This window comes from Aurantiacibacter xanthus (assembly GCF_003584015.1).
GTDB classification, from domain to species: domain Bacteria; phylum Pseudomonadota; class Alphaproteobacteria; order Sphingomonadales; family Sphingomonadaceae; genus Alteraurantiacibacter; species Alteraurantiacibacter xanthus.
In genome coordinates this window covers 1-22671 of the sequence record NZ_QXFM01000069.1, presented here as the reverse complement: position 1 = coordinate 22671, position 22671 = coordinate 1, and the positions used below count along the sequence as shown (strand labels likewise).

The following is a 22671-nucleotide window of genomic DNA, read 5'->3' as shown; positions in this document are numbered from 1 at the left end:
CCATGCATGATGGACTGACCAAGGGCTGGACCCGCGACCAGATCGCCGCCCGCGCCGCCAGAGAGCTGGAAGACGGGTTTTACGTCAACCTCGGTATCGGCATCCCCACGCTGGTGGCCAACCACATCCCCGACGACATCCACGTCACGCTGCAAAGCGAGAACGGAATGCTCGGCATCGGCCCCTTCCCCGCCCCCGACGAGGTCGACGCCGACCTCATCAACGCGGGCAAGCAGACGATCTCGGAATTGCCGCACTCGGCCTATTTCGACAGCGCGACGAGCTTCGCGATGATCCGCGGCGGGCATATCGATCTCACCGTTCTGGGCGCGATGGAAGTCTCGGAAAATGGCGACATCGCCAACTGGATGATCCCCGGCAAGCTCATCAAGGGCATGGGCGGCGCGATGGACCTGGTGGCAGGCGTGAAGAAGATCATCTGCGTGATGGAGCACGTCTCCAAGCACGGCGAGCCCAAATTCATCCCCGAATGCTCGCTGCCGCTCACCGGCAGGAACGTGATCGACATGCTGATCACCGATCTCGCCGTGTTCCAGCGGCCCGACCATTCCTCGCCGTTCAGGCTGATCGAGCTGGCTCCGGGTGTGACGGCGGACGAAGTGGCCGCCAAGACCACCGCGCATTACGTCGTCTGACCCGCGCATGGGCTACACCCTGATCACGGCGAACCGGAACTATTCGAGCTGGTCGCTGCGCCCGTGGGTGCTGATGAAGGCGCTCGGCATCGCCTTCGAGGACCGGATCGAGCCGTTCACCAAGCCCGTGAACTACGAGGCGTTCCGCAGCTTCTCGCCCACAGGGCAGGTGCCGGTGCTGCTCGACGGGGAACGCACCGTGTGGGATTCGCTCGGCATTGTGCTTTATCTGGCGGAGCGTCACCCCGGTGTCTGGCCGCAGGACGAGGAGGCGCGCGCTTTTGCCATGTGCGGCGTTACCGAGATGCACGGCGGCTTTGCCCCCTTGCGCAACGAGTGCACGATGAATGTCGGGGTGCGGGTGCAGAAAGGTCCGCACTCGCCTGCGCTGGCGAAGGACGTGGCACGGCTGCGCGAGCTGTTCGAACAGGGGCTGGACCGCTTCGGGGGGCCGTGGCTGGCGGGGCCTCATTTCAGCGCGCTCGACGCCTTCTTCGCCCCGGTTGCCTATCGCATCCGCACCTATGGTCTCGATGTCGGCGAGGGTGCGCGATGGGTCGAACACATGCTCGCGCATCCAGCCATGCAGGAGTGGGAGCTGGCTGCGCTTGCCGAAAGCTGGCGCGAGACCAGCCACGAGGAGGAGCTGGCCGCCTCGGGCACCCTGACGGCGGACTATCGCCAAGCGGGATAATCCCTTTCATACGATAATTGTTATAGGGCATTGCATTTCTGCGCGGAGCCATGCGACAAGGCGGCAAAAGGGAGAGAGGACCCGCAGCCGCATGTTTACGCGCAGCACTTCACCGTGGCTGGCGCTGGTCGTCATGGCCGGCATCACCACCATCGGCTTTATCGACCGGATCGTCGTCAACGTGCTGGTCGAGCCGGTCAAAGCCGAGTTCGGGCTGAGCGACAGTCAGGTCTCGCTGATGGCGGCGGCCTTCACCGTGCTCAACATCTTCGCCGGTATTCTGATCGCCCGCCGCGCCGAAAGCGCCACCCGCACCCACCTCATTGCCCTTGGCACAGTGATCTGGTCAGCCGCCACGGCGCTGTGCGCAGGGGTGGGAAGCTGGTTCCAGCTGCTCGCCGCGCGCATGGGCGTGGGGCTGGGCGAGGCGATCGGCCTGCCCTCGGTGCAATCGGTGGTGTCAGATTATTTCCCACCGCGTCGGCGTGGGTTCGCGATGTCGGTGCTGATGATCGCCCCGCCGCTGGGCGCGCTGATCGGCTATGTCGGCGGCGGCGCCATCGCGCACCACTTCAGCTGGCGCTACACCTTCCTGATCGCCGCCATTCCCGGCTTCGTGCTGGCGCTGCTGGTGTGGCTGCTGATCGCCGAGCCACAACGGGGGGTCCACGATAAGGGCGGGGCCGAAGCGCTGGGTGACAAGGTGCCGAGCTTCCGCGAGGTGCTCGCCCGCCTGCTGGCGCTGCCCAGCGCGCGCAACATGATCTTCGGCTCGACCTTTGCCGCGATGCTCGGCTTCGGGATGAACTACTTTTTCACCTCGCTGATGATCCGCCGGTTCGGGCTCGGGCTGGCCGAGGCGGGGATGTATTCGGGCCTGATCGCCAGCGCGCCCGCTATGCTCTCGGTGCTGGTGTCGGGCTGGCTGGGCGACAAATTCGGCGAGAAGACCCCGACCGCCTATGCGCTGGTGCCGGCGGTGTGCCTGCTGTTCGCGGCACCGGCCTACTATTTCGGCCTCAGGCTGGAGGAGCTGGGCCTGCTGCTGGGAGCGATCAGTGTCGCGACATTCCTTGGCTTCGGCTACCTCGGCATCACCTATGCCGCCTTGCAGAACCTGATGCATCCGCGGATGCGGGTGACGGGCTATGCCGTGCTCCAGGTATTCTACGGTGTGGCGAGCGCAGTCGGGCCGCTGATCGTCGGCACATTGAGCGACACCCTGAGCGCCGAGCTCGGGCCCGACCAAGGGCTGACCATGGCCATGGCCTTTACCGGCGCGCTCTATGTGATCGCATCGGGGCTCTATTTCCTTGCCGCGCGGACTTCGGCGCGCGATCTGGCGCGGGTCAACGCAGCTGTCTGAACGGGAGCGGTTTTAGCGCTGCGAGCGAACGCCACAGCCATTCGGCGGGGCCTTGGCGGAAGCGGCTTAGCCACAGCGGCGAGACCACCAGCATCAGCATGACCGGGATCAGCCCGAGCGCCAACGCCTGCCCGCGCGTGACCATGCCGAACAGACCCAGCCCCCAGGCCGCAAACAGCGCGGCGAAGACAAGGCTGGTGCCAAGGTAATTGGTCAGCGCCATTCGGCCCACCGCCGCCCAACGCCGGGTCGAGGCGCGCGCCGCCAGCGGCCCGCCGAACAGCGCCATCGCCAGCGCGGCATAGGCAATGCCCAGCATCATGTCGAACGGGGCCGACAGCACCAGCGCATTGAAGGCGGTGACGATGGCGTTGAACCCGGTCATGATCGACCACAGCGCCATGCCCGCCAGCGCGACAAGGCTCGGCACGCCCAGCCATGCGGCGAGACAGAATAGGCGCTTCTGCGGCCACACGCCCGCCAGCAGGCCGCTGCGCCACGCCGCCACGCCCACCAGCATGGTCGCGAGCGTCGAGGGAATCTGCGCGGCGATGGAGGACAGCTGGATCGGCCAGTCGTGCATCCGGCGCACGATCCGTTCGGGCAGGCTCTCCTGCCACTGGGCGAGGCTGGCGGCTATCATCTGCGGATCGGCCCCGAAGCGCCGCTCGACCTCGGCCAGCGGACCGGTGTCGCTGGTGAGCCCCGTCGCCAGCCCATGCCAGTAACGCAACCAGCCCCAGGCGACATAGCCCGACACCGCCAGTTGCCCGAGCATCAACGCCGCCGCTCCTATGAGCAGCCAGCGCAACGGCAGACGAATAAACAAGGGGAGCAGACAGCCGATCACGGCATAGGTCCGCAGCACGTCGTTATTGGCGAGCAGCACGGCATGGGCCATGGCGATCACGAACAGCGCCGCCATCCGGGCATAGTGCGCGCGCCACGGGTGCGCTCCGCCGCGCTCGATCAGGATCGTCACCCCGGCGCCGAACATCATCGCGAACAGGGTGCGGAACTTGTCCTCGACCAAGAGGAAGCCGAGCGCCCATAGCCCGGTGGCAAGCGGCCCGTCGCCGCCATAGGCGCGCGGGTTGATATAGGCGGCGGGTGGCATCGCATAGGCGATGACGTTCATCGCCACGATCCCCGCCACGGCCACGCCGCGCAGGGCATCGAGCGCCGCGATACGGTGGCGGATCATTGGGCCCGCCACCGCGCGTTCCTCAGGCCAGAGCGGCCTTGAGGTCGTCGACGAGGTCGGTCTTTTCCCAGGGGAACAGGTCGCCCTCGGCCTTGCGGCCGAAGTGGCCATAGGCGGCGGTCTTGCCGTAGATCGGCTTGTTGAGCCCGAGCCCCATGCGGATACCGCGCGGGGTCAGCCCGCCGAGCCGCGCCTTGGCGACTTCCCACACGGCCTGCTCGATCTGCTCGTCGGGCACAGTGCCGGTGCCGCTGGTGTCGATGTAGAGCGACAGCGGCTCGCTCACGCCGATCGCGTAGGACACCTGAATGGTGCACATCTTGGCCAGCCCAGCGGCGACCACGTTCTTGGCAAGGTAGCGCGTGACATAGGCCGCCGAGCGGTCGACCTTGGTCGGATCCTTGCCCGAGAAGGCCCCGCCGCCGTGCGGAGAAGCGCCGCCATAGGTATCGACAATGATCTTGCGCCCGGTCAGGCCAGCGTCACCATCGGGGCCGCCGATCTCGAACTTGCCAGTCGGGTTGATGTGATAGACTGTCTCGTCGCTGAGCAGCTCGGCCGGGATTACCGAGGCAATCGCACCCTTCACATAGTCGCGCAGCTCGGCATATTTGGCCGCATCGCCGCCGCTCTTGCCGTCCTTTTCCCAGGGCTGGCAATAGTCCTTCGCGTGCTGGGTCGAGACCACGATGGCGGTGGCGCAGACGGGCTTGCCGTCCGCATAACGCAGCGTGACCTGGCTCTTGGCGTCGGGTTCGAGGAAAGGCGCGACGCCCGAGTGGCGGTCTTCGGCCATTTGGGCGAGGATCTTGTGGCTGTAGTCGAGCGTGGCCGGCATCAGGTCGTCGGTCTCGTCGCTGGCATAGCCGAACATAATGCCCTGATCGCCCGCGCCTTCGTCCTTGTTGCCCGCGGCATCGACGCCCTGCGCGATGTCGGCGCTCTGCGGGTGGAGGTGGTTTTCGAAGGTCAGGTTCTGCCAGTGGAACCCTTCCTGCGCATAGCCAATGTCCTTGACCTTCTGGCGCACCACACGCTGGATTTCCTCCTGCGCGCCCGGCTCCCAGTTGCCGTCGGTGTCGATCATGCCCTTGCCGCGCACCTCGCCCGCCAGCACCACAAGCTGGGTGGTGGTGAGCGTCTCGCAGGCAACACGCGCCTCGGGATCCTTCGACAGGAACAGGTCGACGATGGCGTCGGAGATCTGGTCGGAGACCTTGTCGGGATGACCTTCGGAAACGCTTTCAGAGGTGAAGAGGTAAGTGGCACGCATTTGCGATCAGGCTCCCTTTGGACGTACTTCGCTTGGGCTACGGGGCGGCTCTATCCGGCCCGTCGGCGCAAGGCAATCAACCCTGCAAGTAGGGCCAATCCCGCCCATGCCAACCCCAAGCCGTTCCCGAAGCGGGAAAACAGCGTCGGCGCGGCAGCGGCGGGCACCTTGCCGTCGATCCTTCCCTCGACGCGCATGCCGAGATGCTGGCGCACCACGCCGTGCGCATCGATCACACCGCTGATCCCGGTGGTGGTCGAGCGCAGGACCGGCAGCCCCTCCTCGATCGCGCGCATCCGCGCCTGGGCAAAGTGCTGCGGCGGGCCGAAGGCACCGAACCAGCCATCGGTCGAATCGTTGAAGATATAGTCGGGCCGGGTGCCCTGCTCGACCACCTCACCCGAGAACACGATCTCGTAGCAGATCTGGATCGCGGCCTTGCCATAGGCGCCGAAATCGAAGGTGCGCGGCCCCGGACCCGGCCAGAAGTCGATCGCGCCGGGCACCAGCCGCGACAACCCGAGCGGTTCGAGCAGCCAGCGCAGCGGCAGATATTCGCCAAAGGGCACGAGATGCGCCTTGGCATAGCTGCCGACGATATCGCCCTTGTCGTCGAGCACGGTCACCGCATTGCGCGCCCCCAGCGCCCGGATCAGGCCGTCTTCCTCGCCGATTTCGAGATCGACCGCACCGGTCATCAGCAGGGCATTCCTGCCGATGGCCCCCGCCAGCCGCCGCCGCGCCAGCACCGGGCTGCCGAAAGCGGTCGTGCTGTCGTAATACCGCTGCGGATAGCCCTCTTGCAGATAGTCGACCATGCCGCTCTCGGGCCAGAGCACGATCCGCCGCTCGCCCGGTGTCTTTGGCAGCGAATTGCTGGCCAGTCGCCGAAAGTGGTCCTCGTAGAATGCAGGCTCGTGGACCCGGTCCTGCGCGATGTCGGGCTGCACCACGGTCAGCGCGAGATCGGTTTCGCGCAAGGCCGGTTGCGGCAGATACATCCCCGCCACCAGCAACGCCGCACCGCCCGCAAGCAGGCCCCACTTGCGCGCCCGCGCCAAGGCCACCAGCACCCAGCCGAGCAGCATGGCAAGGCCCGACAGCGCATAGGTGCCCATGAACGGCGCCAGCAGCGCCAGCCCCGGTCGCTCGAACGGGCCGAGCAGCACCATCGCAAACGGGTTCCAGGCATAGCCGGTGAAGACCCAGCTGCGCAGCCATTCGGCCACGATCCAGCACCCGGCGAAGATCAGCGCAAAGGCCCAGCCCGGCCCGGCACGGCCCAGAGCGCGGGCGGCACCGGCGGCAAGCGCCGGATAGATGGCAAGATAGACCGACAGCACCGGCACCGCGAGCCAGCCGAGCACGGCGGGCATTTCGGCCTGATAGGTAAAGGCGGTGGCGATCCAGCTGTTGCCGAGCGTGAAATGGCCCATGCCGAACAGCCAGCCGAGCAGCGCCGCCTCGCGCCAGCCGCCGCTGCGGGCGGCAATCAGCGCAAACAGCCCGCCAGCCAGCAGCGCGAGCGGCCACAGGCCAAACGGCTGGAAACCGGTCGCCGCCAGCACGCCCAGACCGAGCGCCCACCACCGGGTGCGGCGCGGTTGGCTGTCAAGCAGGACAAAGCCGCCGTCAGCCCGAAGTGCGGAGGCAGCCATGGCCGAGGTCAGCCGACGGCTTCGAGCGCCTCTTCACCGCCTTCGTCACGCGGAGCGCGCGGACGGCGGGTGCGGGTAGCGCGCGGCTTGGCCTTGGGCTTTTCCGCCTTGGCTTCGTCGGCATTCTCCGCTTCGTCCGTCCCGGCGTCGTCGTCATCGTCAGAGCTGCTGCGGGCGATGGCGGGCGGCAGCATGCCGGGGTCGAGCCCGTTGTCGCCATCATCATCGCTGTCGTCGGTCTCGGCAGCGCGGGTGCGGCGGCGCGGAGCGGCCTTCTTCGGCTTGCGCTCGGCGCGTTCGGGCGTGAACGGGTTGGCCCCGTCGTCCTCTTCGCCCTCGATGCCCTCGTTGCCTTCCTCGGCGGCCTTGCCCGACCCGTTCGCGGGCCGTTCACGCCGCGGACGGCGCGTGTTTTCGCGGCCTGCATCACGACCGCTGTCGCGCTGCTGCTGCTGCTCGTCCTCGCCGCGCTCGTCTTCGTCCTCGTCGTCGCGGTCGTTGCTGGTGCGGGCGCGCTGTTCGTCCTTCTGCGCCTTGGTATCGGCGATGACACGGAAGTAGTGATCCGCGAACTGAAGGTAATATTCGGTCTGCACGCGGTCGTCGTTCAAGGAGGCGTCGTGCGCCAGCTTCTTGTACTTCTCCAGCATCTGCGGCGCATTGCCGCGAGCGCGCGAGTCGATCCGGTTGTGGGCGTTGCCGCCACCACCGCCACCACGATTGTTGTTGTTACCGCGACCACGCCGACGATTGTTGTTTCGATTCTGATTCAAGAGAAATCCGCTTCCTCAATTCGGCCGGGTCGGAAAAAGCTGTTCCATGCTGAAAGCTAGTCTTGCCCTGCGGCCACATGACCCTTCGTGCTGGCACCACGGGTGGTGCGCATTCCCGCTGTTATTCACCTGCCAGCGCTGCAATCCGGCAGCCTTTGCAGAGAATGTCTGGGTAGGCCTGTCAGGTGCAGGAATTATCCTCTGCACCCAAGGCTTGAAGAAAGGGTTAGAGGTTCGCGAGGCCTTTGCCAAGCCCCTATCGCAGGATCAGTGCACGCGGACGTTCCGCCAGATCGCGGCGCAGTTCGGCGGTGAAGCCCTCTGCCTTGGCCAGCGCGCTCACCGTTTCCGCCTGCTGCCAGCCGATTTCAAGCACGGCGACACCGCCGGGCTTGAGCAGACCGCGTAGCTGCGGGATCAGCAGGCGATAGTCGTCGAGCCCCTCGGCCCCGGCGAACAGTGCCTCGGCAGGCTCCCAGTCGCGGACCTGCCGGTTGAGCGCGGCATCGGCCTCGACATAGGGCGGGTTGGAGATGACGAGGTCGAACTGGCCGAGAGCGTCGGCCCAGCCGGGCTTGCTCCAGTCCGCCGCGGTGATTTGCGCCCGCTCGGCCAGACCGAGTGCCTCGGTATTTGTCTGCGCGCAGTGCCGTGCCGCCTCCGAGGCGTCGATCCCCACGCCGCGCGCATCAGCCCGCTCGGCCAGAAAGGTGAGCAGCAGCGCGCCCGAGCCGGTGCCGCAATCGAGCACCCGCGCATCGGGCCGGGCGCTGTCGAGCGCGGCCTGCACGGTGGTCTCGCTGTCGGCGCGGGGGATCAGCACGCCGGGGGTGACGGCGAAGGGGCGGCCGTAAAATTCCTGCTCACCGATGATATAGGCCACCGGCTCGTGGGCCGCGCGCCGGTCGATCAGCGCGGCGAAGTCTTGCGGCCCCTCCTCGCGCATATGGCGCAGCAGCAGGTCCGAGCGGCTGACGCCCAGCACATGCGCCATAAGCAGTTCGGCATCGAGACGGGCGGTGTCGGTGACCGGTTCCAGCCTTGCGGCAGCCTGACGGATAAGGTCGGCGATAGTCAAAGCGCGACCTCCGTTCGTGTCGAGCGCAGTCGAGACCCAGTGCACGCCCGCCTCTCGACTGCGCTCGAGGCGAACGGATGGCGCATCACGCCCCCATCGCGGCGAGTCGCTTGGCCTCGTCTTCCGCCGTCAGCGCATCGACCACTTCGCCGAGCGCCGTGCCTGCCAGCACCTCGTCGAGCTTGTGCAGGGTGAGGCCGATGCGGTGATCGGTCACGCGGCCTTGCGGGAAATTGTAGGTGCGGATGCGCTCCGAACGGTCGCCGCTGCCGACCATCGCCTTGCGCGCCGCCGCTTCCTCGCCGTGGGCTTCCTCGCGCATTTTCTCATAGAGCCGCGCGCGCAGTACCTGCATCGCCTTGGCGCGGTTCTTGTGCTGGCTGCGCTCGTCCTGCTGGATCACCACGAGGCCGCTCGGCAGGTGGGTGATGCGCACCGCCGAATCGGTGGTGTTGACGTGCTGACCGCCTGCGCCTGAGGCGCGATAGATGTCGATTTTCAGGTCGTTGTCGTTGATCTGGACGTCAACCTCGGTCGGCTCGGGCAGCACGGCGACGGTCGCCGCGGAGGTGTGGATGCGCCCGCCGCTTTCGGTGACCGGCACGCGCTGGACCCGGTGGACCCCGCTCTCCCACTTGAGCTTCGCGAACACGCCCTGCCCGGTGACGTTGGCAACGATCTCCTTGAACCCGCCCGCGTCGCTGGCGTTCATGCTGACCGGCTCGACCTTCCAGCCGTTTTCGCTGGCAAAGCGTTCGTACATGCGGAACAGGTCGCCCGCGAACAGCGCCGCCTCGTCGCCGCCGGTGCCAGCGCGGATTTCAAGCATGGCGGGGCGCTGGTCGGCCTCGTCCTTGGGCAACATGGCAATGGCGAGCGCATGTTCGGCCTCAGGCAGGGCCTTTTTGAGCTGGGCCAATTCGTCCTCAGCCATGGCCTTCATCTCGGGATCGGCGAGCATCTCGGTGAGCCCGGCGATTTCCTCGCGCATGGCCTGAACCTCGCTGGCAGCCCTGGCGACGGGTTCGAGTTCGGCGTAGTCGCGGCTGGCAGCCACGAAAGCCTCGCCCTCGAGCTGACCCGAGGCCATGCGTGCCTCAAGCTCCGCAAAGCGGGCGGTGATCTGGCGGAGGCGTTCTTCGGGTATCTGCACGGGGTTCTCTAACTCGTCGTCCCGGACTTGATCCGGGACCGGGCTTGTTTAGTCGGGCCTTGCCAATGTGAACAGCCCAGCCCCGGATCAAGTCCGGGGCGACGGGTGGTTAGGACAACAGCGAAACTGTGCCGCCGTCATGCACAATACGCTGCCAATATGCGTCAGGCACACCGAAGACACTACGCATCAAATTCATCGGCGCATGGCCCAGTGCCGCCACAATGTCCTCATCCGGTGAATTGGGATGCCGAATCGTTAATCTGGCAACTTCGCCGTCCGCTTCCGGCCCACCCAAGACAAAAATGGCATTGGGATTAGCCTTGAGCGCCTTGTCGTAGCGCTTTTTGGGACTGCCCGAACTATAAACAAGTGTTGGGATGCCTGCTTTCCGGCAGGCTGAAGCCATCATTTGCCCAATGTTGTTAAAGCGCAACTCTTTATCTTCAATGACGATAGCTAGCGTCATGGAATCCGTTGGTGCCTGCACCAGCATCGCCAGCCGCTCGATCCCGGCCGCCCAGCCGACCGCCGGGGTCGGCGCGCCGCCGAGGCTCTCCATCAGGCCATCGTAGCGCCCGCCGCCCAGAATCGTGCTTTGCGACCCCAAGGCCGCAGCTGCTGCCGAGCCCTCGTCAGGAATGAACTCGAAGGCGGTGTGGCGATAGTAATCGAGCCCGCGCACAAGGCTCTCGGCCCGCGCCCACTTCACCCCCGCCGCATCGAGACCGGTGGTCACGGCATCGAAGAAGGCGCGTGCATCGTCCGACAGGAACTGGTCGATCCGCGGCGCATCACCCACGAACTTGCGGTCGCGCGGGTCTTTTGAATCGAGAATGCGCAGCGGGTTCTTCTCCAGCCGCTCCTGCGAATCCTCGCTCAGCTCGCCGCGCACCGCCGCAAAGTATTCGATCAGCGCCGCGCGCCAGGCTTCGCGGGAATCGCCGTCGCCCAGTGTGTTGAGATGCAAGGTCACGCCCTCGATCCCCAGCTCCTTCAAAAGCTGGTCGGCCATGGCGAGCAGCTCGACATCGGCCTGCGGCTCGCCCGCGCCCAGAATCTCGGCGTCGATCTGGTGGAACTGGCGATAGCGCCCCTTCTGCGGCCGCTCATAGCGGAACAGCGGCCCGTGGGTCGCGACCTTCAGCGGCGCGTGCTGCTGCCAGCCGTTGGTGAGAAAGGCGCGCGCAATCCCCGCCGTGAACTCGGGCCGCAAGGTGAGCGATTCCCCACCCCGATCCTCGAACGAATACATCTCCTTGGAGACCACGTCCGTCGTCTCGCCGATCGCGCGACTAAACACCTCGGTCTTTTCGAACACCGGCATTTCGACCCGGCGGAACCGGTACAGCTTGCGCACGCGCTCGAAGGTTTCGACCACGAAGGCGAAGGCCTCGGCGTCGGCTCCGAAAATGTCCTGGGTGCCGCGAATGGCCTGCGGCGTCTTGATCTTGCTCATGGGATGGGGCGTTTAGGAGGTGGCGGATATTTCCGCAATCTCTCCTCCGCCAGCCTCCCGCAGCGCCCGCCATTTTCATCCTGCCGCGAAGACCAGACGCATTGTGGCACACAGGGCAATTGTCTCTCGCAATCGCACAATCGTTGGGCTAGTCGGCCAACCGAGTTCGGCCACGAACACAAAGTCTTGCCCGTTTTCTTCACCAGAGGACCATCAACTTCATGCGTATCGAACACATCCCCACCGGCGACAATCCGCCCGAAAGCCTGAACGTTCTGATCGAGGTTCCGGTCGGCGGCGAGCCGGTGAAGTATGAATTCGACAAGCAGTCGGGCGCGCTGTTCGTCGACCGCATCCTGCACACGCCGATGCGCTATCCGGCGAACTATGGCTTCGTGCCGCACACGCTTTCGCCCGATGGCGACCCGCTCGACGCGCTGGTCGTGGCGCGCAGCCCGTTCATCCCCGGCTGCGTGGTTCGCGCGCGCCCGATCGCGGTGCTGAACCTCGAAGACGAGCACGGCGGCGACGAGAAGCTGCTGTGCGTGCCGGTCGATTCGACCTTCCCCTACTACCGCGACGTCAACGAAAAGGGCGATCTGCCCGAGATCGTGCTGATGCAGATCGAGCACTTCTTCACCCACTACAAAGACCTCGAAAAGGAAAAGTGGGTGCGCGTGGGCACCTGGGGCGGCGCCGATGAGGCCCGCCGCGTGGTGCTCGAAGCGATCGAACGCTACAACGACGCCAAGTAATTTCGAAAAGGGCCGGAGCGGAAACTCCGGCCCTTTTTCATTCGACCGGCCGCGAGGCGTCGAGCAGGTCGTTGTCCGCCGGGCTGGTGGCGCGCTCTTCGTCCACCATGCGCGCAATCTCGTCCTGCGGACCGAGGTCTTCGGCATGGTTCGCCGCAGCGACCGGCGATGGCGGCGGAGCTGGCGCTCTGTCCGGCTCGGCGCGGCGGGTGCTTTGCAGCGGCAAGGGCTCGGTGCGTTGGTCGAAGCGCAGGCGATAGATCGGCTCGGGCAGGCCGAAGCCCGCCGCCTCCAGCGCCGCCTTCACCTCCAGGATCGCGCGGCTGCGGGCGCGGTGCCAGTCGCTGGCGCTCTGGTCGATCCAGCCGAGAAAGCGCACCTGCACATTCGAATCGCCGACATCGACCAGCCGCGCCTCGGGCGCGGGCTTGTCGAGCACGAAGGCAAGCCCCGCCAGCACCTGCCGCCCCAGCACCCGCGCAGCCTCGACATCGTCGTCGGCATCGACACCGAGCACGAAATCGAACCGCCGCTGCGGGTTGGTGGTGTAGTTGAGGATCACCGCCTTGAAGACCGTGGAGTTGGGAATGCGCAGGTGATTGCCGTCGAGCGTCATCAGGATGGTGGCGCGGCTGGTGAGGCGCACCACGCGGCCTTCGCGGTCGTCGATCACCACCCAGTCGTTGGGGCGGAACGGCTGGCGCAGGCTCAGCATCAGCGAAGCGACATAGTTCTCGACCGTATCGCGCATCGCAAAGCCCAGCGCCACGCCGATCACGCCCGCCCCACCAAGCACCGCGCCCATCAGTGCGCCCGCCCCGATCATGTCGAGCGCCACCACCACGCCGCCGAGCACGAAGATGAAGCGCAAGGCGCTGGCGATCAGTTCGGCAAGGAAGGCGTTGGGCGTGACCCGACGCCACAAGCCGCCGAACGAGGCGAGCAGATAGCCGAAAGCGGCGATGGCCAGCCCCGCAAGCACGGCCAGCCCCACCAGCGGCAGGCTGCGCAGCAGGCCGGTCAGGCGATCGTGCAGGCCCTGCGCCTCGGCCCCGACATCGATCGAGACATCGCGGCTGATCCCGTTCTCGACCGTCACCACCCCATCGACGCCCGCGGCAATCGCCTCGGCTCGCGCGATGGCGGCATTGTCGGGGGCGAGGCCGCCGAGCGTCACCACGCCTTCGCTGGCGCTGACCGTCACATCGGCAAGGCTGGGAACATTGGCGAAGATGTCGGACAGGCGGGCGACGATCCGCGCGTCCTGCCCGGCCTCGCGTTCGAGCGCAATCGGGGCGGCGGGCGGTGTCGACTGGGCCGCGTCGGGAGCGGCGGCAGAGTCGCCGGTGAAGACCTGCGCCCCGCTCGCCGGTGCTGCCATGCCCGGTGCAGGCGGAGTGGCCACAGCCAGCGCCATGAACAGGCAGGCGAAGAACGGGCGAACGAGCGTCATCGCCATGGGTCTAGCACACAATCGGACGATGCCCAGCGGCACCGGCAGGTGCTCAGAACAGCGCCAGCGCGGCCTTGGCAAACAGGGTAAGAACCACCGGCAGGCACAGCGCGCCCGCCCAGATCATCGCCACGTCACGGTGGAAGGCCCCGGCCAGCGCGGGATCGCCCGCCTCGGCATCGCTCAGCCCTTCCCAGCGTTTCTCGAACCAGCGGCAGGCCGGAATGATCGCCGCCACCAGCACGATGAGCGAGAAATAGGGCAGGATATTGCCTTTGCCCGTCTTCAGCGCGCCCATGGTCACGAAGATGTGGAGGCCGGTATAGACCAGCAGCCCGAAGGCGACATGGTCGCTGATCCGCTTGCGGTAGTCGACTGCGCCTTTCGCCCGACCGTCTGCTGCGGCCTGCTTGCGAGCGAGGCTTTTTGTCAGAGCGTCAACCATGACGTGCTCCTAATCCCAATTGTCTAAGCAGACTGTCAGATCCGCCGCAGTCTTGCAAGCCTGTCAACCATATGTTCAATCGCTGAGACTATCGCTGCGAGGATGGCCATGCATGAACCCTGCCAATTGTCCTTCAACGGCGCACTTTTCATGCTAGAGGGCTTTCATGAGCGCGACTGACGACAGCACCATCGACCCGCGGGATCTGGCCGAAACCATGGCCGATGCTCCCTCCAACGCCGCCCCCGAGCTGCCGCCACAGGGCGGGCTCGAAGTGGTCTCGATCGCCAAGAGCTACGACAAGCGCAGCGTCCTGTCCGATATCTCGCTGACCGTGGCCAAGGGCGAGGTGCTCGGGCTGCTCGGACCGAACGGCGCGGGCAAGACGACCTGTTTCTACTCGATCATGGGACTGGTGAAGCCCGACTCGGGCCGCATCCTGATGGACGGCGTCGATGTCACCAAGCTGCCGATGTACCGCCGCTCGATCCTTGGCCTCGGCTATCTGCCGCAGGAGACCAGCATCTTTCGCGGGATGACGGTCGAGCAGAACATCATGTGCGTGCTCGAAATGGTCGAACCGGACAAGACCATTCGCAAGGCCGAGCTGGAGCGGCTGCTGGAGGAGTTCCACATCACCCGCCTGCGCGACAGCCCGGCGATGGCGCTGTCGGGCGGCGAGCGGCGGCGCTGCGAAATCGCCCGCGCGCTGGCGGCCAAGCCCTCGATCATGCTGCTCGACGAGCCGTTCGCGGGGATCGACCCGCTCTCGATCAGCGATATCCGCCACCTCGTGAAAGACCTGAAGGGGCGCGGGATCGGGGTGCTGATCACCGACCACAACGTGCGCGAGACGCTCGACATCGTCGACCGCGCCTGCATCATCTACGGCGGCCAGGTGCTGTTCGCAGGCTCGCCGCAGGAGCTGGTGGCGGATGAAAACGTGCGCCGCCTCTATCTGGGCGAGGACTTCTCGCTTTGATGGTGAAGAGCTGCCCAAACACCGCTCATCCTGAGCCTGTCGAAGGATTGCCTTTCACTTCTGCCACGGAACGGAAAGAGAAAGCAGCCCTTCGACAGGCTCAGGGCGAGCGGACTTAGGAGGATATCATGGCGCTGGGGCCGCGCCTCGACTTACGGCAGTCGCAATCGCTGGTGATGACGCCGCAGTTGCAGCAGGCGATCAAGCTGCTGGCGCTGTCGAACCTCGAAATCGAGACCTTCATCGGCGAGGCGCTGGAGGCCAACCCGCTGCTCGAAGCGGGGCAGGTCAGCCGCGAGGACAGCGGCGATGCTCCGGCGAGCGAAGTGCCGCCCGAACCCGCCACCGCCGACGACCTCATCCGCGCAGGCGCGGGCGAGGCCGATGCCCCGCTCGACCTCGATCCCACCGCGCTCGACACCGACCGCGATACGGGCGACTGGTCGGCCAATGACTTCGGCGGCGGCGCAGGCGAAGCGCCCGACCTCGAAAACCGCAGCGACGATGCCGTGTCGCTCGCCATGCACCTTGAAGCGCAGGTCGGCTCGGTCGCGCACGATCCGCAGGTGGCCTTCGTCATGCGCCACATCATCGGCATGCTCGACGAGGCAGGCTACCTCACCGCCTCAATGCGCGATCTTGCCAGCGACCTCGGCCTGCCCATCGCCGAGGTCGAGCAGGCGCTCGACCTCGTGCAGATGCTCGAACCGACCGGCGTCGGCGCACGCAGTTTAAGCGAATGCCTCGCGCTGCAGGCGAAGGAGGCCGACCGCTACGATCCGTGCATGCAGGTGCTGATCGACAACCTCGAACTGGTCGCCAAGGGGGCCTTCGCGCACCTCAGGCGCATCTGCGGTGTCGACGAGGAGGATCTGGTCGACATGCTGGGCGAACTGCGCAGCTACGATCCGCGTCCCGGCCTGCAACTCGGCGGGTCGACAAGCGCTGCGGTGGTGCCCGACATCCTGCTCACCACAGGGCGCGACGGCGGCTGGGACATCCGCCTCAACGAAGACACCCTGCCCCGCCTCGTGGTCAACCGCAGCTACTATCTCGAAGTGCGCGGCGGCTGCACCAGCAAGGAAGCGCGCGGCTGGCTGTCCGAAAAACTGGCCGACGCCAACTGGCTGATCAAGGCGTTGGACCAGCGCCAGAAGACGATCCTCAAGGTCGCCGCCGAGATCGTGAAGCAGCAGGACGGCTTCTTTCGCCGCGGTGTGTCGGAACTGCGCCCGCTGACGCTGGCCAAGGTGGCCGAGGCAATCGAGATGCACGAGAGCACGGTCAGCCGGGTGACGAGCAACAAGTACCTCCACTGCGAGCGCGGTACTTTCGAACTGAAGTATTTCTTTACATCAGGCGTAGGCGGCGGCGCGGACGGCGAAGGCGCGAGCGCCGAGGCGGTAAAGGCCCGCATCAAGGCGCTGACCGACGCGGAAGACCCGGCGAAAATCCTGTCGGACGATACGCTGGTGGATATGCTCAAGGCGGAAGGGCTCGATCTCGCCCGGCGCACGGTGGCGAAATATCGCGAGGCGATCGGGATCGGCTCAAGCGTGCAGCGCAGGCGGGCAAAGAAGCTCGCCGCCATGGGCTGATCTTCGCGGTCACAGGCCCCGTGTCTGTAAAGCAATAGGGCGACGGAATATCCGCCGCCCTATTTCCTGTCCGGGCGCTAGCCTGTCGCCCGGAAACCGGTGTTACTGCTGGGACGCAGTGTCGGCGATGGGCTCGCCGGTAATGTCATCGATGCCGTCGCCATCCTCGTCAACCGGGGCAGGCGCAGGTTCGGCCGGCGGCGGCGCAGCCTCGGTCGGCTCAGGCGCGGGTGCGGGCTCAGCCGGAACAGCGGTATCCGGGCTGTCGGTGTCCTGCGCATAAAGGGCGGTGCCGCCCATGGCGAGGGTGAGGGCAAGCGTGGCGCTGGCGAGATTTGCGGACATCTTCTTCATTGGACTCTCCTTTGTATTCGTAGCCAGTGACTGGCCTGACACCTCAATGACCCGTGACCGGACGTTTGGCTCCCCGAATTGAGGCGAGATGATGGCAATAATCGGCCACCCGTTGGGGTTAATCCGGGGTTCAGCACAGAATTGCGGTGAACCGAAAAATGGGGCGATGAAGGAGCGCGAAGAAGCTCGCAGCCTTGGCGTGATCTTGTTGCCTGCACCAATAGTATGATACATTCCGGCCATGACCACGATCCGCAAGACCATCACTCTAAGCGACAAGCAGGACGCCTGGATCAAGGCGCAGATCGCGCGCGGCGCGTTCACGAACGACAGCGAATATATCCGCGACCTCGTCCGCCGCGATCAGGAAGCGCAGGACAAGCTTGCCAACCTGCGGGAGGCCATCGCCGAGGGGCTCGCCAGCGGCGTGAGTGCGCGTTCGCTCGACGATATATGGGCGGAGGGGGAGGAGCGCGCCAGCGCCACCGATGCGTGAACTGCACCTCAGCCGCAGGGCTGACAACGATCTGCTCGACATCGCGCACTATACTGTGGCCGAGTTTGGCCCGGAGCAGGCGCGCAACTATCGCGACCAGTTCCGGGCTTGTTTCAGGTCGCTGCTCGACAATCCGCTTCTGGGCCGAAGTGCTGAGGATATTGCACCGGGGCTGCGCCGCATCCGGCAGCAGGCGCATGTCGTGTTTTACGTTCCGTCAGACGCAGCCATCCTGATTGTGCGTGTGCTGCATCACAGCATGGATTTCGAGCGGCACCTTTGAGCGGCGTTTTGCCGCACGTTCTTCTTGCCCTGCCCTGCATCGCTCCCGCAGTCAGGGTGAGGCCCCTTTCTTGGTGAAGCAACGCTAGGCAGCCCTTCTTCCCCAGCAACCATGTTGCGGACTTAATCAGCCCGCCTTACCGATCTGAGGAAGGATGCAACTTGAGAGGTAGGGACAATGGATCGGGCATTAACTTGCGCCGCAATAGCTCTGGCATCGGCGGTTGCTGGGTGCTCCAACCCCTTCGCCGTCAAACAACAATCTCAAACGCAAAGCTGTGTAGAGATGTTCAATTCTCCCGCACTTCGCGGCTGGGTGGAGAGGATGGCATCCGGGCAAAGGCAAGGGGACCTCTCTCTTGAATACGGCATCGATCTTCCGTTCGAGAATGCGAAACAAATCGAAAATGCTTTGGCCCAGCTGCCCGGGAACAATCAGCAGGTCTCATTTTCAGGGAACGGCAGAGTACATGCTACAATCATAGACGCAGCGCTACCAGTTGAGTACGCCGCAACTGCCGATAGCGATGACAGGTCTGAGACGGCTTCACGAATGTTGATTGGGGAGCCACTTTGTCGTGCAGCCCATACAGTTGGCGGGACGCTAACCGATATTTCTGTGCGAACCGTCGGTTATTCCTTCGACGATGGCAAACTCCACCCACAGCCCGTACCATGAAAGCAAAGGTCAGAGATATCCCAACAGCTGGGGGCCCGGTAACGATCGGCCATGATGTAAACCCAGCCGCCTTGTGTCTCCCGGTCCATGGCTTTGTATGAATTGAAGCTGCCCCCCCGATCAAGCCCGGGGCGACGACATCAAGGAACCTGCGAGGCACGACGCCGAAAACCGGACCAAAACGCGAGCGCAGCGAGGGTAAGGCCAACCGACCGCCCGCAGCGAAGGCCAGCTTGCTGGTCGGGAGCGAGGAAAGCCAAGCAGCGCGGATGCGCTGCGCCCGGCGCTTGAGGGCACAAACAAACCTCGCGGTTCCGCCCGCCCGGAGGGGCGGGCATGAAGCAAACGACTGTAACGCAAAAGACTCATGCAAAAAGTCTTAACGAGGGTAATGCGTTATTAACCTTTTTTGGTGACAAGTTGCGTGGTTAATTCGCGGCCCAAACCCTATAGGGGGTACAGTCCGCAGCAATTGGGGTTTGACGAACATGCGCGTTCTGCTGATCGAAGACGAGCCAACGACCGCCAAGGCCATCGAGCTGATGCTCACGACCGAAGGCTTTAACGTCTACTCGACCGATCTCGGCGAGGAAGGCCTCGATCTCGGCAAGCTGTATGATTATGATATCATCCTGCTCGATCTGAACCTGCCCGATATGCACGGCTACGATGTGCTGAAGAAGCTGCGTGTGGCCAAGGTGCAGACCCCGGTGCTCATTCTCTCCGGCATTTCGGAGATGGATTCGAAGATCCGCTCGTTCGGGTTCGGCGCTGACGACTACGTCACCAAGCCGTTCCACCGCGACGAGCTGATTGCCCGCATCTATGCCGTGGTGCGTCGTTCGAAGGGCCACAGCCAGTCGATCATCCGCACCGGCAAACTGGCGGTGAACCTCGATGCCAAGACCGTGGAGGTCGATGGCGCGCGGGTCCACCTCACCGGCAAGGAATATGCGATGCTGGAGCTGCTCAGCTTGCGCAAGGGCACCACGCTGACCAAGGAAATGTTCCTCAACCACCTCTATGGCGGGATGGACGAGCCCGAACTCAAGATCATCGACGTGTTCATCTGCAAGCTGCGCAAGAAGCTGTCGAGCGCCTGCGGCGGTGACAATTACATCGAGACGGTCTGGGGCCGCGGCTATGTGCTGCGCGATTCCGATGAAGAGATTTCCGACGAATACGAAGCGGCCTGATATTCCGGGCCGTTCCCGGTAGCTGCGCAGCGCCCCGTTGGCTCAGGCCTGCGGGGCGTCGGCGCGTCTGGCGGCAGCGGTGTTGCTGGCCAGGGTGGCGAAATCGAGGCCGCTCGGCTGCTGGAACAGGCGCAGGTCGAATTCCGGCAGGATCGCGATCAGGTGGTCGAAGATGTCGGCCTGGATCGCTTCGTATTCGGCCCAGTTGGTGGTGCCGGTGAAGCAGTAGATTTCGAGCGGCAACCCTTCCGAAGTCGGCGGCAACTGGCGCACCATTAGCGTCATCGAATCGTGCAGCGCAGGAAAGGCCTTGAGCCACTGGGTGACATAGGCGCGGAACATGCCGATATTGGTGAACCGCCGCGCGTTGACGGGATTGATGTCGCCCGACAGTTCGCGGGCATTCCAGTCCTCGACCTCGGCATTCTTGGCCGCGAGATAGGGTTGCAGCACGCGGAAGCGCTGAAGGTCGGCCACCTCCTCGTCGGAGAGGAAGCGGATCGCGTTCTGGTCGATCTGGAGCGAACGCTTGATCCGCCGTCCGCCCGATTCCTGCATCCCGCGCCAGTTGCGGAAGCTGTCGGAGATGAGCTTGTGCGTGGGAATGGTGGTGATGGTCTTGTCGAAGTTCTGCACCTTCACCGTGTGCAGCGCGATGTCGATCACATCGCCGTCGGCGTTCATGCCCGGCATCTCGATCCAGTCACCCACCCGCAGCATATCGTTGCTGGAGAGTTGCACCGAAGCCACCAGCGACAGGATCGTGTCCTTGAACACCAGCATCAGCACTGCGGCCATCGCACCGAGGCCGGAAAGGAGCAGCAAGGGCGACTGGTCGATCAGCACGGCGATGCCGAGGATCGCCGCCGCGCAGTACACCACGATCTTGAGCACCTGCAGGTAGCCCTTGATCGGACGCGCCCTTGCTTCGGGACGGCGACGGTACAGTTCGTCGAGATAGTCGAGCCCCTTGCTGATCGCCATCGCCACCGCCAGCACGATGCAACACCGCGCCACGGCCACGATCATCACGTCGAGATCGGTCGGCACGAAGGGCACCAGCTGAATCCCGCGCGACACGATCAGCAGCGGAATCACCTTGGCCAATCGTGCGACCGCGCGATCGGCGATCTTGCTGCGGGGATCGAGGAACGGGGCCGCCAGCCGCACCAGCACGAGCTTGAGCAGCCAGTCGACCGCGAAGGCGACCAGCCCCAACACCACCAGCCCGATAAGCGTTTGCAGGGCAGGCGCGAGCTGGGCGAACTGGGCAAGAAGTGTCTGCATGGCGGGAGTCGAGCTAGGGCCTCAAGCGCAGCAAACCAACCCCTGTCATACCCCTCACCGCGCCAGAGCACTGGACAACACCGCGCAAATCCGCCTAGCGGGCGCGCCATGAGTGCACACAAGGAAGGTGATCCCACCACGCTGAAACGGCTTTATGGCCGCAGCCAGGGCAAGAAGCTGCGCGCCGGGCAGCAGGAGCTGGTCGACACGCTCCTGCCGCGCATCGCCGTGCCCGAAGAGGGCCCGATCACCGCCGAGCGCCTGTTCGGACATGACTGCCCGCTGCATTTCGAGATCGGCTTCGGCGGCGGCGAGCACATGGCCTACCGCGCCGACCTCCTGCCCGACCACGGCTTCATCGGGGCCGAGCCCTTCATCAACGGCGTGGCGCAGGCGCTCACCCACATTGACGAGGGCAAACTCGGCAATGTCCGGGTGCATAACGGCGATGCGCTGCAGGTGCTCGAACGCATACCCGATGGCGCGCTGACCATGCTCTATCTGCTGCACCCCGACCCATGGCCCAAGGCCAAGCACGCCAAGCGCCGGATGATGAACGACGGTCCGGTGCAGATGATCGCCGACAAGCTGAAGCCCGGCGGCGAATTCCGCTTCGGCACCGACCACCCGGTCTATGTGCGGCACGCGCTGATGGTGATGCAGCGCTTCACCGACAAGTTCGAGTGGCAGGTGACGGGGCCGGAGAGCTTTCAGAACCGCCCCTCGGGCTGGCCCGAAACGCGCTACGAGCACAAGGCCCGCACCACCTACGGCCACGAGGTCTGGTACTTTCGATTCAGGCGACGCTAGACTACGCTGATGTTGTAAAAACAACGACTTAGCGCAAATCACTTACGCCAGAATTGCCTCCAATTCGCCCCTTTTTCCGCTTGCGTGATTACCCGGTGATTGCCAGAAAAGGCCACGAGGTATCGCATGGCAACAGGAAAAATCAGCAAGCGCACGGTCGATTCGCTCCCGGTTGGACCAAAGGAAAACTATCTTTGGGACACCGATCTCAAGGGCTTTGGCGTCAAGATTACAACTGCTGGATCAATCAGTTACATAATCCAGTTCCGAATGGGCGGACGAGAAGCGAAGACCCGTCGTTTCACGATCGGATCACATGGATCGCCTTGGACACCGACTACTGCACGCTTGGAAGCTGAGCGATTGTTGGTGATTGTTGCGCAGGGCATTGATCCGGTTGATGCGGAAAAGCAGCGCCGCCGGGAAGCTGTCGACCTCGCCTTCTCGAATTACGCTGACCTCTTCACTCGCTTCTGCAAACGCGAGGGATGGCGTCGCCTCGTGGAGCGATCTGTCTCCCGTCAGCACCTATGGCACAGATTAGAGGTTGTGATTTAAGGAGGATTTGGGCTTCGTCGTAGTGACGAAGGAACGAAGATGAAGCCCAAATCCTCAAGGTCCAAATTGCCTGCCGAGCAGGTCGTAAAGGATATCCGCCGCAAGACTCGGCGGCACTTCTCTGCCGAGGACAAGATCAGGATCGTCCTTGATGGCCTGCGCGGCGATGACTCCATTGCCGAGCTGTGCCGCCGCGAAGGGATTGCGCAGAGCCTGTATTACACCTGGTCCAAGGAGTTCATGGAAGCCGGCAAGCGCCGTCTGGCTGGTGACACTGCGCGTGCTGCGACCACGGACGAGGTGAAGGGTCTGCGCCGTGAAGCGCGCGATCTGAAGGAGTGCGTGGCCGATCTCACTTTGGAGAACCGGCTGCTCAAAAAAAGCATGATCGCGGATGGGGGAGACGAAGAATGAGATATCCCGCATCCGAGAAGCTCGAGATCATCCGGATCGTCGAGCAGT

The 22671-nt window shown here is 64.6% G+C and carries 22 protein-coding genes and 1 pseudogene; 12 read left to right on the top strand and 11 right to left on the bottom strand.

Annotation, left to right across the window (positions count from 1 at the left end):
- Positions 1 to 2: 2 nt before the first annotated feature.
- The 3 genes from D2V17_RS07530 to D2V17_RS07520 all read left to right on the top strand — a co-directional run bounded on the left by D2V17_RS07530 (position 3) and on the right by D2V17_RS07520 (position 2716).
- On the top strand, positions 3 to 656 hold the full coding sequence (locus D2V17_RS07530; protein ID WP_119592479.1) for a CoA transferase subunit B: 654 nt from the start codon (positions 3 to 5) through the stop codon (positions 654 to 656).
- A 7-nt stretch (positions 657 to 663) separates the two neighbouring features.
- Complete coding sequence (locus D2V17_RS07525) at positions 664 to 1350, top strand: glutathione S-transferase family protein (RefSeq protein WP_119592462.1); 687 nt, start codon at positions 664 to 666, stop codon at positions 1348 to 1350.
- Positions 1351 to 1441: 91 nt separating this feature from the next.
- Positions 1442 to 2716, top strand: a complete 1275-nt coding sequence (locus tag D2V17_RS07520) for a spinster family MFS transporter (protein ID WP_119592461.1) — start codon at positions 1442 to 1444, stop codon at positions 2714 to 2716.
- Here the strand turns inward: D2V17_RS07520 and D2V17_RS07515 are convergent.
- The 7 genes from D2V17_RS07515 to hisS all read right to left on the bottom strand — a co-directional run bounded on the left by D2V17_RS07515 (position 2700) and on the right by hisS (position 11314).
- Positions 2700 to 3920, bottom strand: a complete 1221-nt coding sequence (locus D2V17_RS07515; RefSeq protein ID WP_119592460.1) for a DUF418 domain-containing protein — start codon at positions 3918 to 3920, stop codon at positions 2700 to 2702. The genes D2V17_RS07520 and D2V17_RS07515 overlap by 17 nt on opposite strands.
- A gap of 22 nt (positions 3921 to 3942) precedes the next feature.
- A complete protein-coding gene (gene metK / locus D2V17_RS07510; RefSeq protein ID WP_119592459.1) occupies positions 3943 to 5193 on the bottom strand; it encodes a methionine adenosyltransferase in 1251 nt (416 codons plus the stop codon).
- 50 nt (positions 5194 to 5243) lie between these two features.
- On the bottom strand, positions 5244 to 6851 hold the full coding sequence (lnt, locus tag D2V17_RS07505) for an apolipoprotein N-acyltransferase (RefSeq protein WP_119592458.1): 1608 nt from the start codon (positions 6849 to 6851) through the stop codon (positions 5244 to 5246).
- 8 nt (positions 6852 to 6859) lie between these two features.
- Positions 6860 to 7624: a DUF4167 domain-containing protein gene (locus tag D2V17_RS07500; protein WP_119592457.1), complete on the bottom strand. Its 765-nt coding sequence runs from the start codon at positions 7622 to 7624 to the stop codon at positions 6860 to 6862.
- 256 nt (positions 7625 to 7880) lie between these two features.
- A complete protein-coding gene (gene prmC / locus D2V17_RS07495; RefSeq protein WP_119592478.1) occupies positions 7881 to 8702 on the bottom strand; it encodes a peptide chain release factor N(5)-glutamine methyltransferase in 822 nt (273 codons plus the stop codon).
- An 85-nt stretch (positions 8703 to 8787) separates the two neighbouring features.
- A complete protein-coding gene (prfA, locus tag D2V17_RS07490) occupies positions 8788 to 9855 on the bottom strand; it encodes a peptide chain release factor 1 (protein WP_119592456.1) in 1068 nt (355 codons plus the stop codon).
- Positions 9856 to 9964: 109 nt separating this feature from the next.
- Complete coding sequence (gene hisS / locus D2V17_RS07485) at positions 9965 to 11314, bottom strand: histidine--tRNA ligase (RefSeq protein WP_245978609.1); 1350 nt, start codon at positions 11312 to 11314, stop codon at positions 9965 to 9967.
- Between the two features lie 221 nt (positions 11315 to 11535).
- Here hisS and ppa point away from each other — a divergent pair, with 221 nt between their 5' ends.
- A complete protein-coding gene (ppa, locus tag D2V17_RS07480; protein WP_119592455.1) occupies positions 11536 to 12069 on the top strand; it encodes an inorganic diphosphatase in 534 nt (177 codons plus the stop codon).
- A gap of 37 nt (positions 12070 to 12106) precedes the next feature.
- Here the strand turns inward: ppa and D2V17_RS07475 are convergent, their stop codons facing one another.
- Positions 12107 to 13522, bottom strand: a complete 1416-nt coding sequence (locus tag D2V17_RS07475; protein ID WP_245978607.1) for a mechanosensitive ion channel family protein — start codon at positions 13520 to 13522, stop codon at positions 12107 to 12109.
- Positions 13523 to 13574: 52 nt separating this feature from the next.
- Positions 13575 to 13967, bottom strand: coding sequence for a hypothetical protein (locus D2V17_RS07470; RefSeq protein WP_245978606.1), 393 nt, complete (start codon positions 13965 to 13967; stop codon positions 13575 to 13577).
- Between the two features lie 166 nt (positions 13968 to 14133).
- On the opposite strand from D2V17_RS07470, the gene lptB reads away from it, so the two are divergent.
- Both lptB and rpoN read left to right on the top strand, forming a co-directional pair.
- The gene (gene lptB, locus D2V17_RS07465; protein ID WP_425453630.1) at positions 14134 to 14949 is read left to right on the top strand and encodes an LPS export ABC transporter ATP-binding protein; all 816 of its coding nucleotides are present in this window, start codon (positions 14134 to 14136) and stop codon (positions 14947 to 14949) included.
- Positions 14950 to 15077: 128 nt separating this feature from the next.
- Positions 15078 to 16547 carry an RNA polymerase factor sigma-54 gene (gene rpoN / locus D2V17_RS07460; protein WP_119592454.1) on the top strand — a complete coding sequence of 490 codons (1470 nt, stop codon included), beginning with the start codon at positions 15078 to 15080 and terminating at the stop codon, positions 16545 to 16547.
- Between the two features lie 102 nt (positions 16548 to 16649).
- On the opposite strand, the gene D2V17_RS21285 is transcribed toward rpoN, so the two are convergent.
- Positions 16650 to 16901, bottom strand: a complete 252-nt coding sequence (locus D2V17_RS21285) for a hypothetical protein (RefSeq protein WP_191229117.1) — start codon at positions 16899 to 16901, stop codon at positions 16650 to 16652.
- 241 nt (positions 16902 to 17142) lie between these two features.
- Between D2V17_RS21285 and D2V17_RS07450 the strand changes: the two genes are divergently transcribed.
- From D2V17_RS07450 to ctrA, 3 genes are all read left to right on the top strand, one after another.
- Positions 17143 to 17397, top strand: a complete 255-nt coding sequence (locus tag D2V17_RS07450) for a type II toxin-antitoxin system ParD family antitoxin (protein ID WP_119592453.1) — start codon at positions 17143 to 17145, stop codon at positions 17395 to 17397.
- The gene (locus tag D2V17_RS07445; protein ID WP_119592452.1) at positions 17390 to 17680 is read left to right on the top strand and encodes a type II toxin-antitoxin system RelE/ParE family toxin; all 291 of its coding nucleotides are present in this window, start codon (positions 17390 to 17392) and stop codon (positions 17678 to 17680) included. Before D2V17_RS07450 ends, D2V17_RS07445 begins: the two co-directional genes overlap by 8 nt.
- A gap of 1166 nt (positions 17681 to 18846) precedes the next feature.
- A complete protein-coding gene (gene ctrA / locus D2V17_RS07440) occupies positions 18847 to 19554 on the top strand; it encodes a response regulator transcription factor CtrA (protein WP_119592451.1) in 708 nt (235 codons plus the stop codon).
- 42 nt (positions 19555 to 19596) lie between these two features.
- Here ctrA and D2V17_RS07435 read toward each other — a convergent pair whose 3' ends face one another.
- The gene (locus D2V17_RS07435; protein WP_119592450.1) at positions 19597 to 20841 is read right to left on the bottom strand and encodes a mechanosensitive ion channel family protein; all 1245 of its coding nucleotides are present in this window, start codon (positions 20839 to 20841) and stop codon (positions 19597 to 19599) included.
- 108 nt (positions 20842 to 20949) lie between these two features.
- On the opposite strand from D2V17_RS07435, the gene trmB reads away from it, so the two are divergent.
- From trmB to D2V17_RS07415, 3 genes and pseudogenes are all read left to right on the top strand, one after another.
- Positions 20950 to 21651, top strand: a complete 702-nt coding sequence (trmB, locus tag D2V17_RS07430; protein WP_119592449.1) for a tRNA (guanine(46)-N(7))-methyltransferase TrmB — start codon at positions 20950 to 20952, stop codon at positions 21649 to 21651.
- A gap of 126 nt (positions 21652 to 21777) precedes the next feature.
- Entirely contained in the window at positions 21778 to 22209 is a 432-nt protein-coding gene (locus tag D2V17_RS07425) for an Arm DNA-binding domain-containing protein (protein ID WP_245978604.1), read from the top strand.
- Between the two features lie 39 nt (positions 22210 to 22248).
- Positions 22249 to 22671: pseudogene (locus D2V17_RS07415) on the top strand (transposase); the annotation flags it as partial.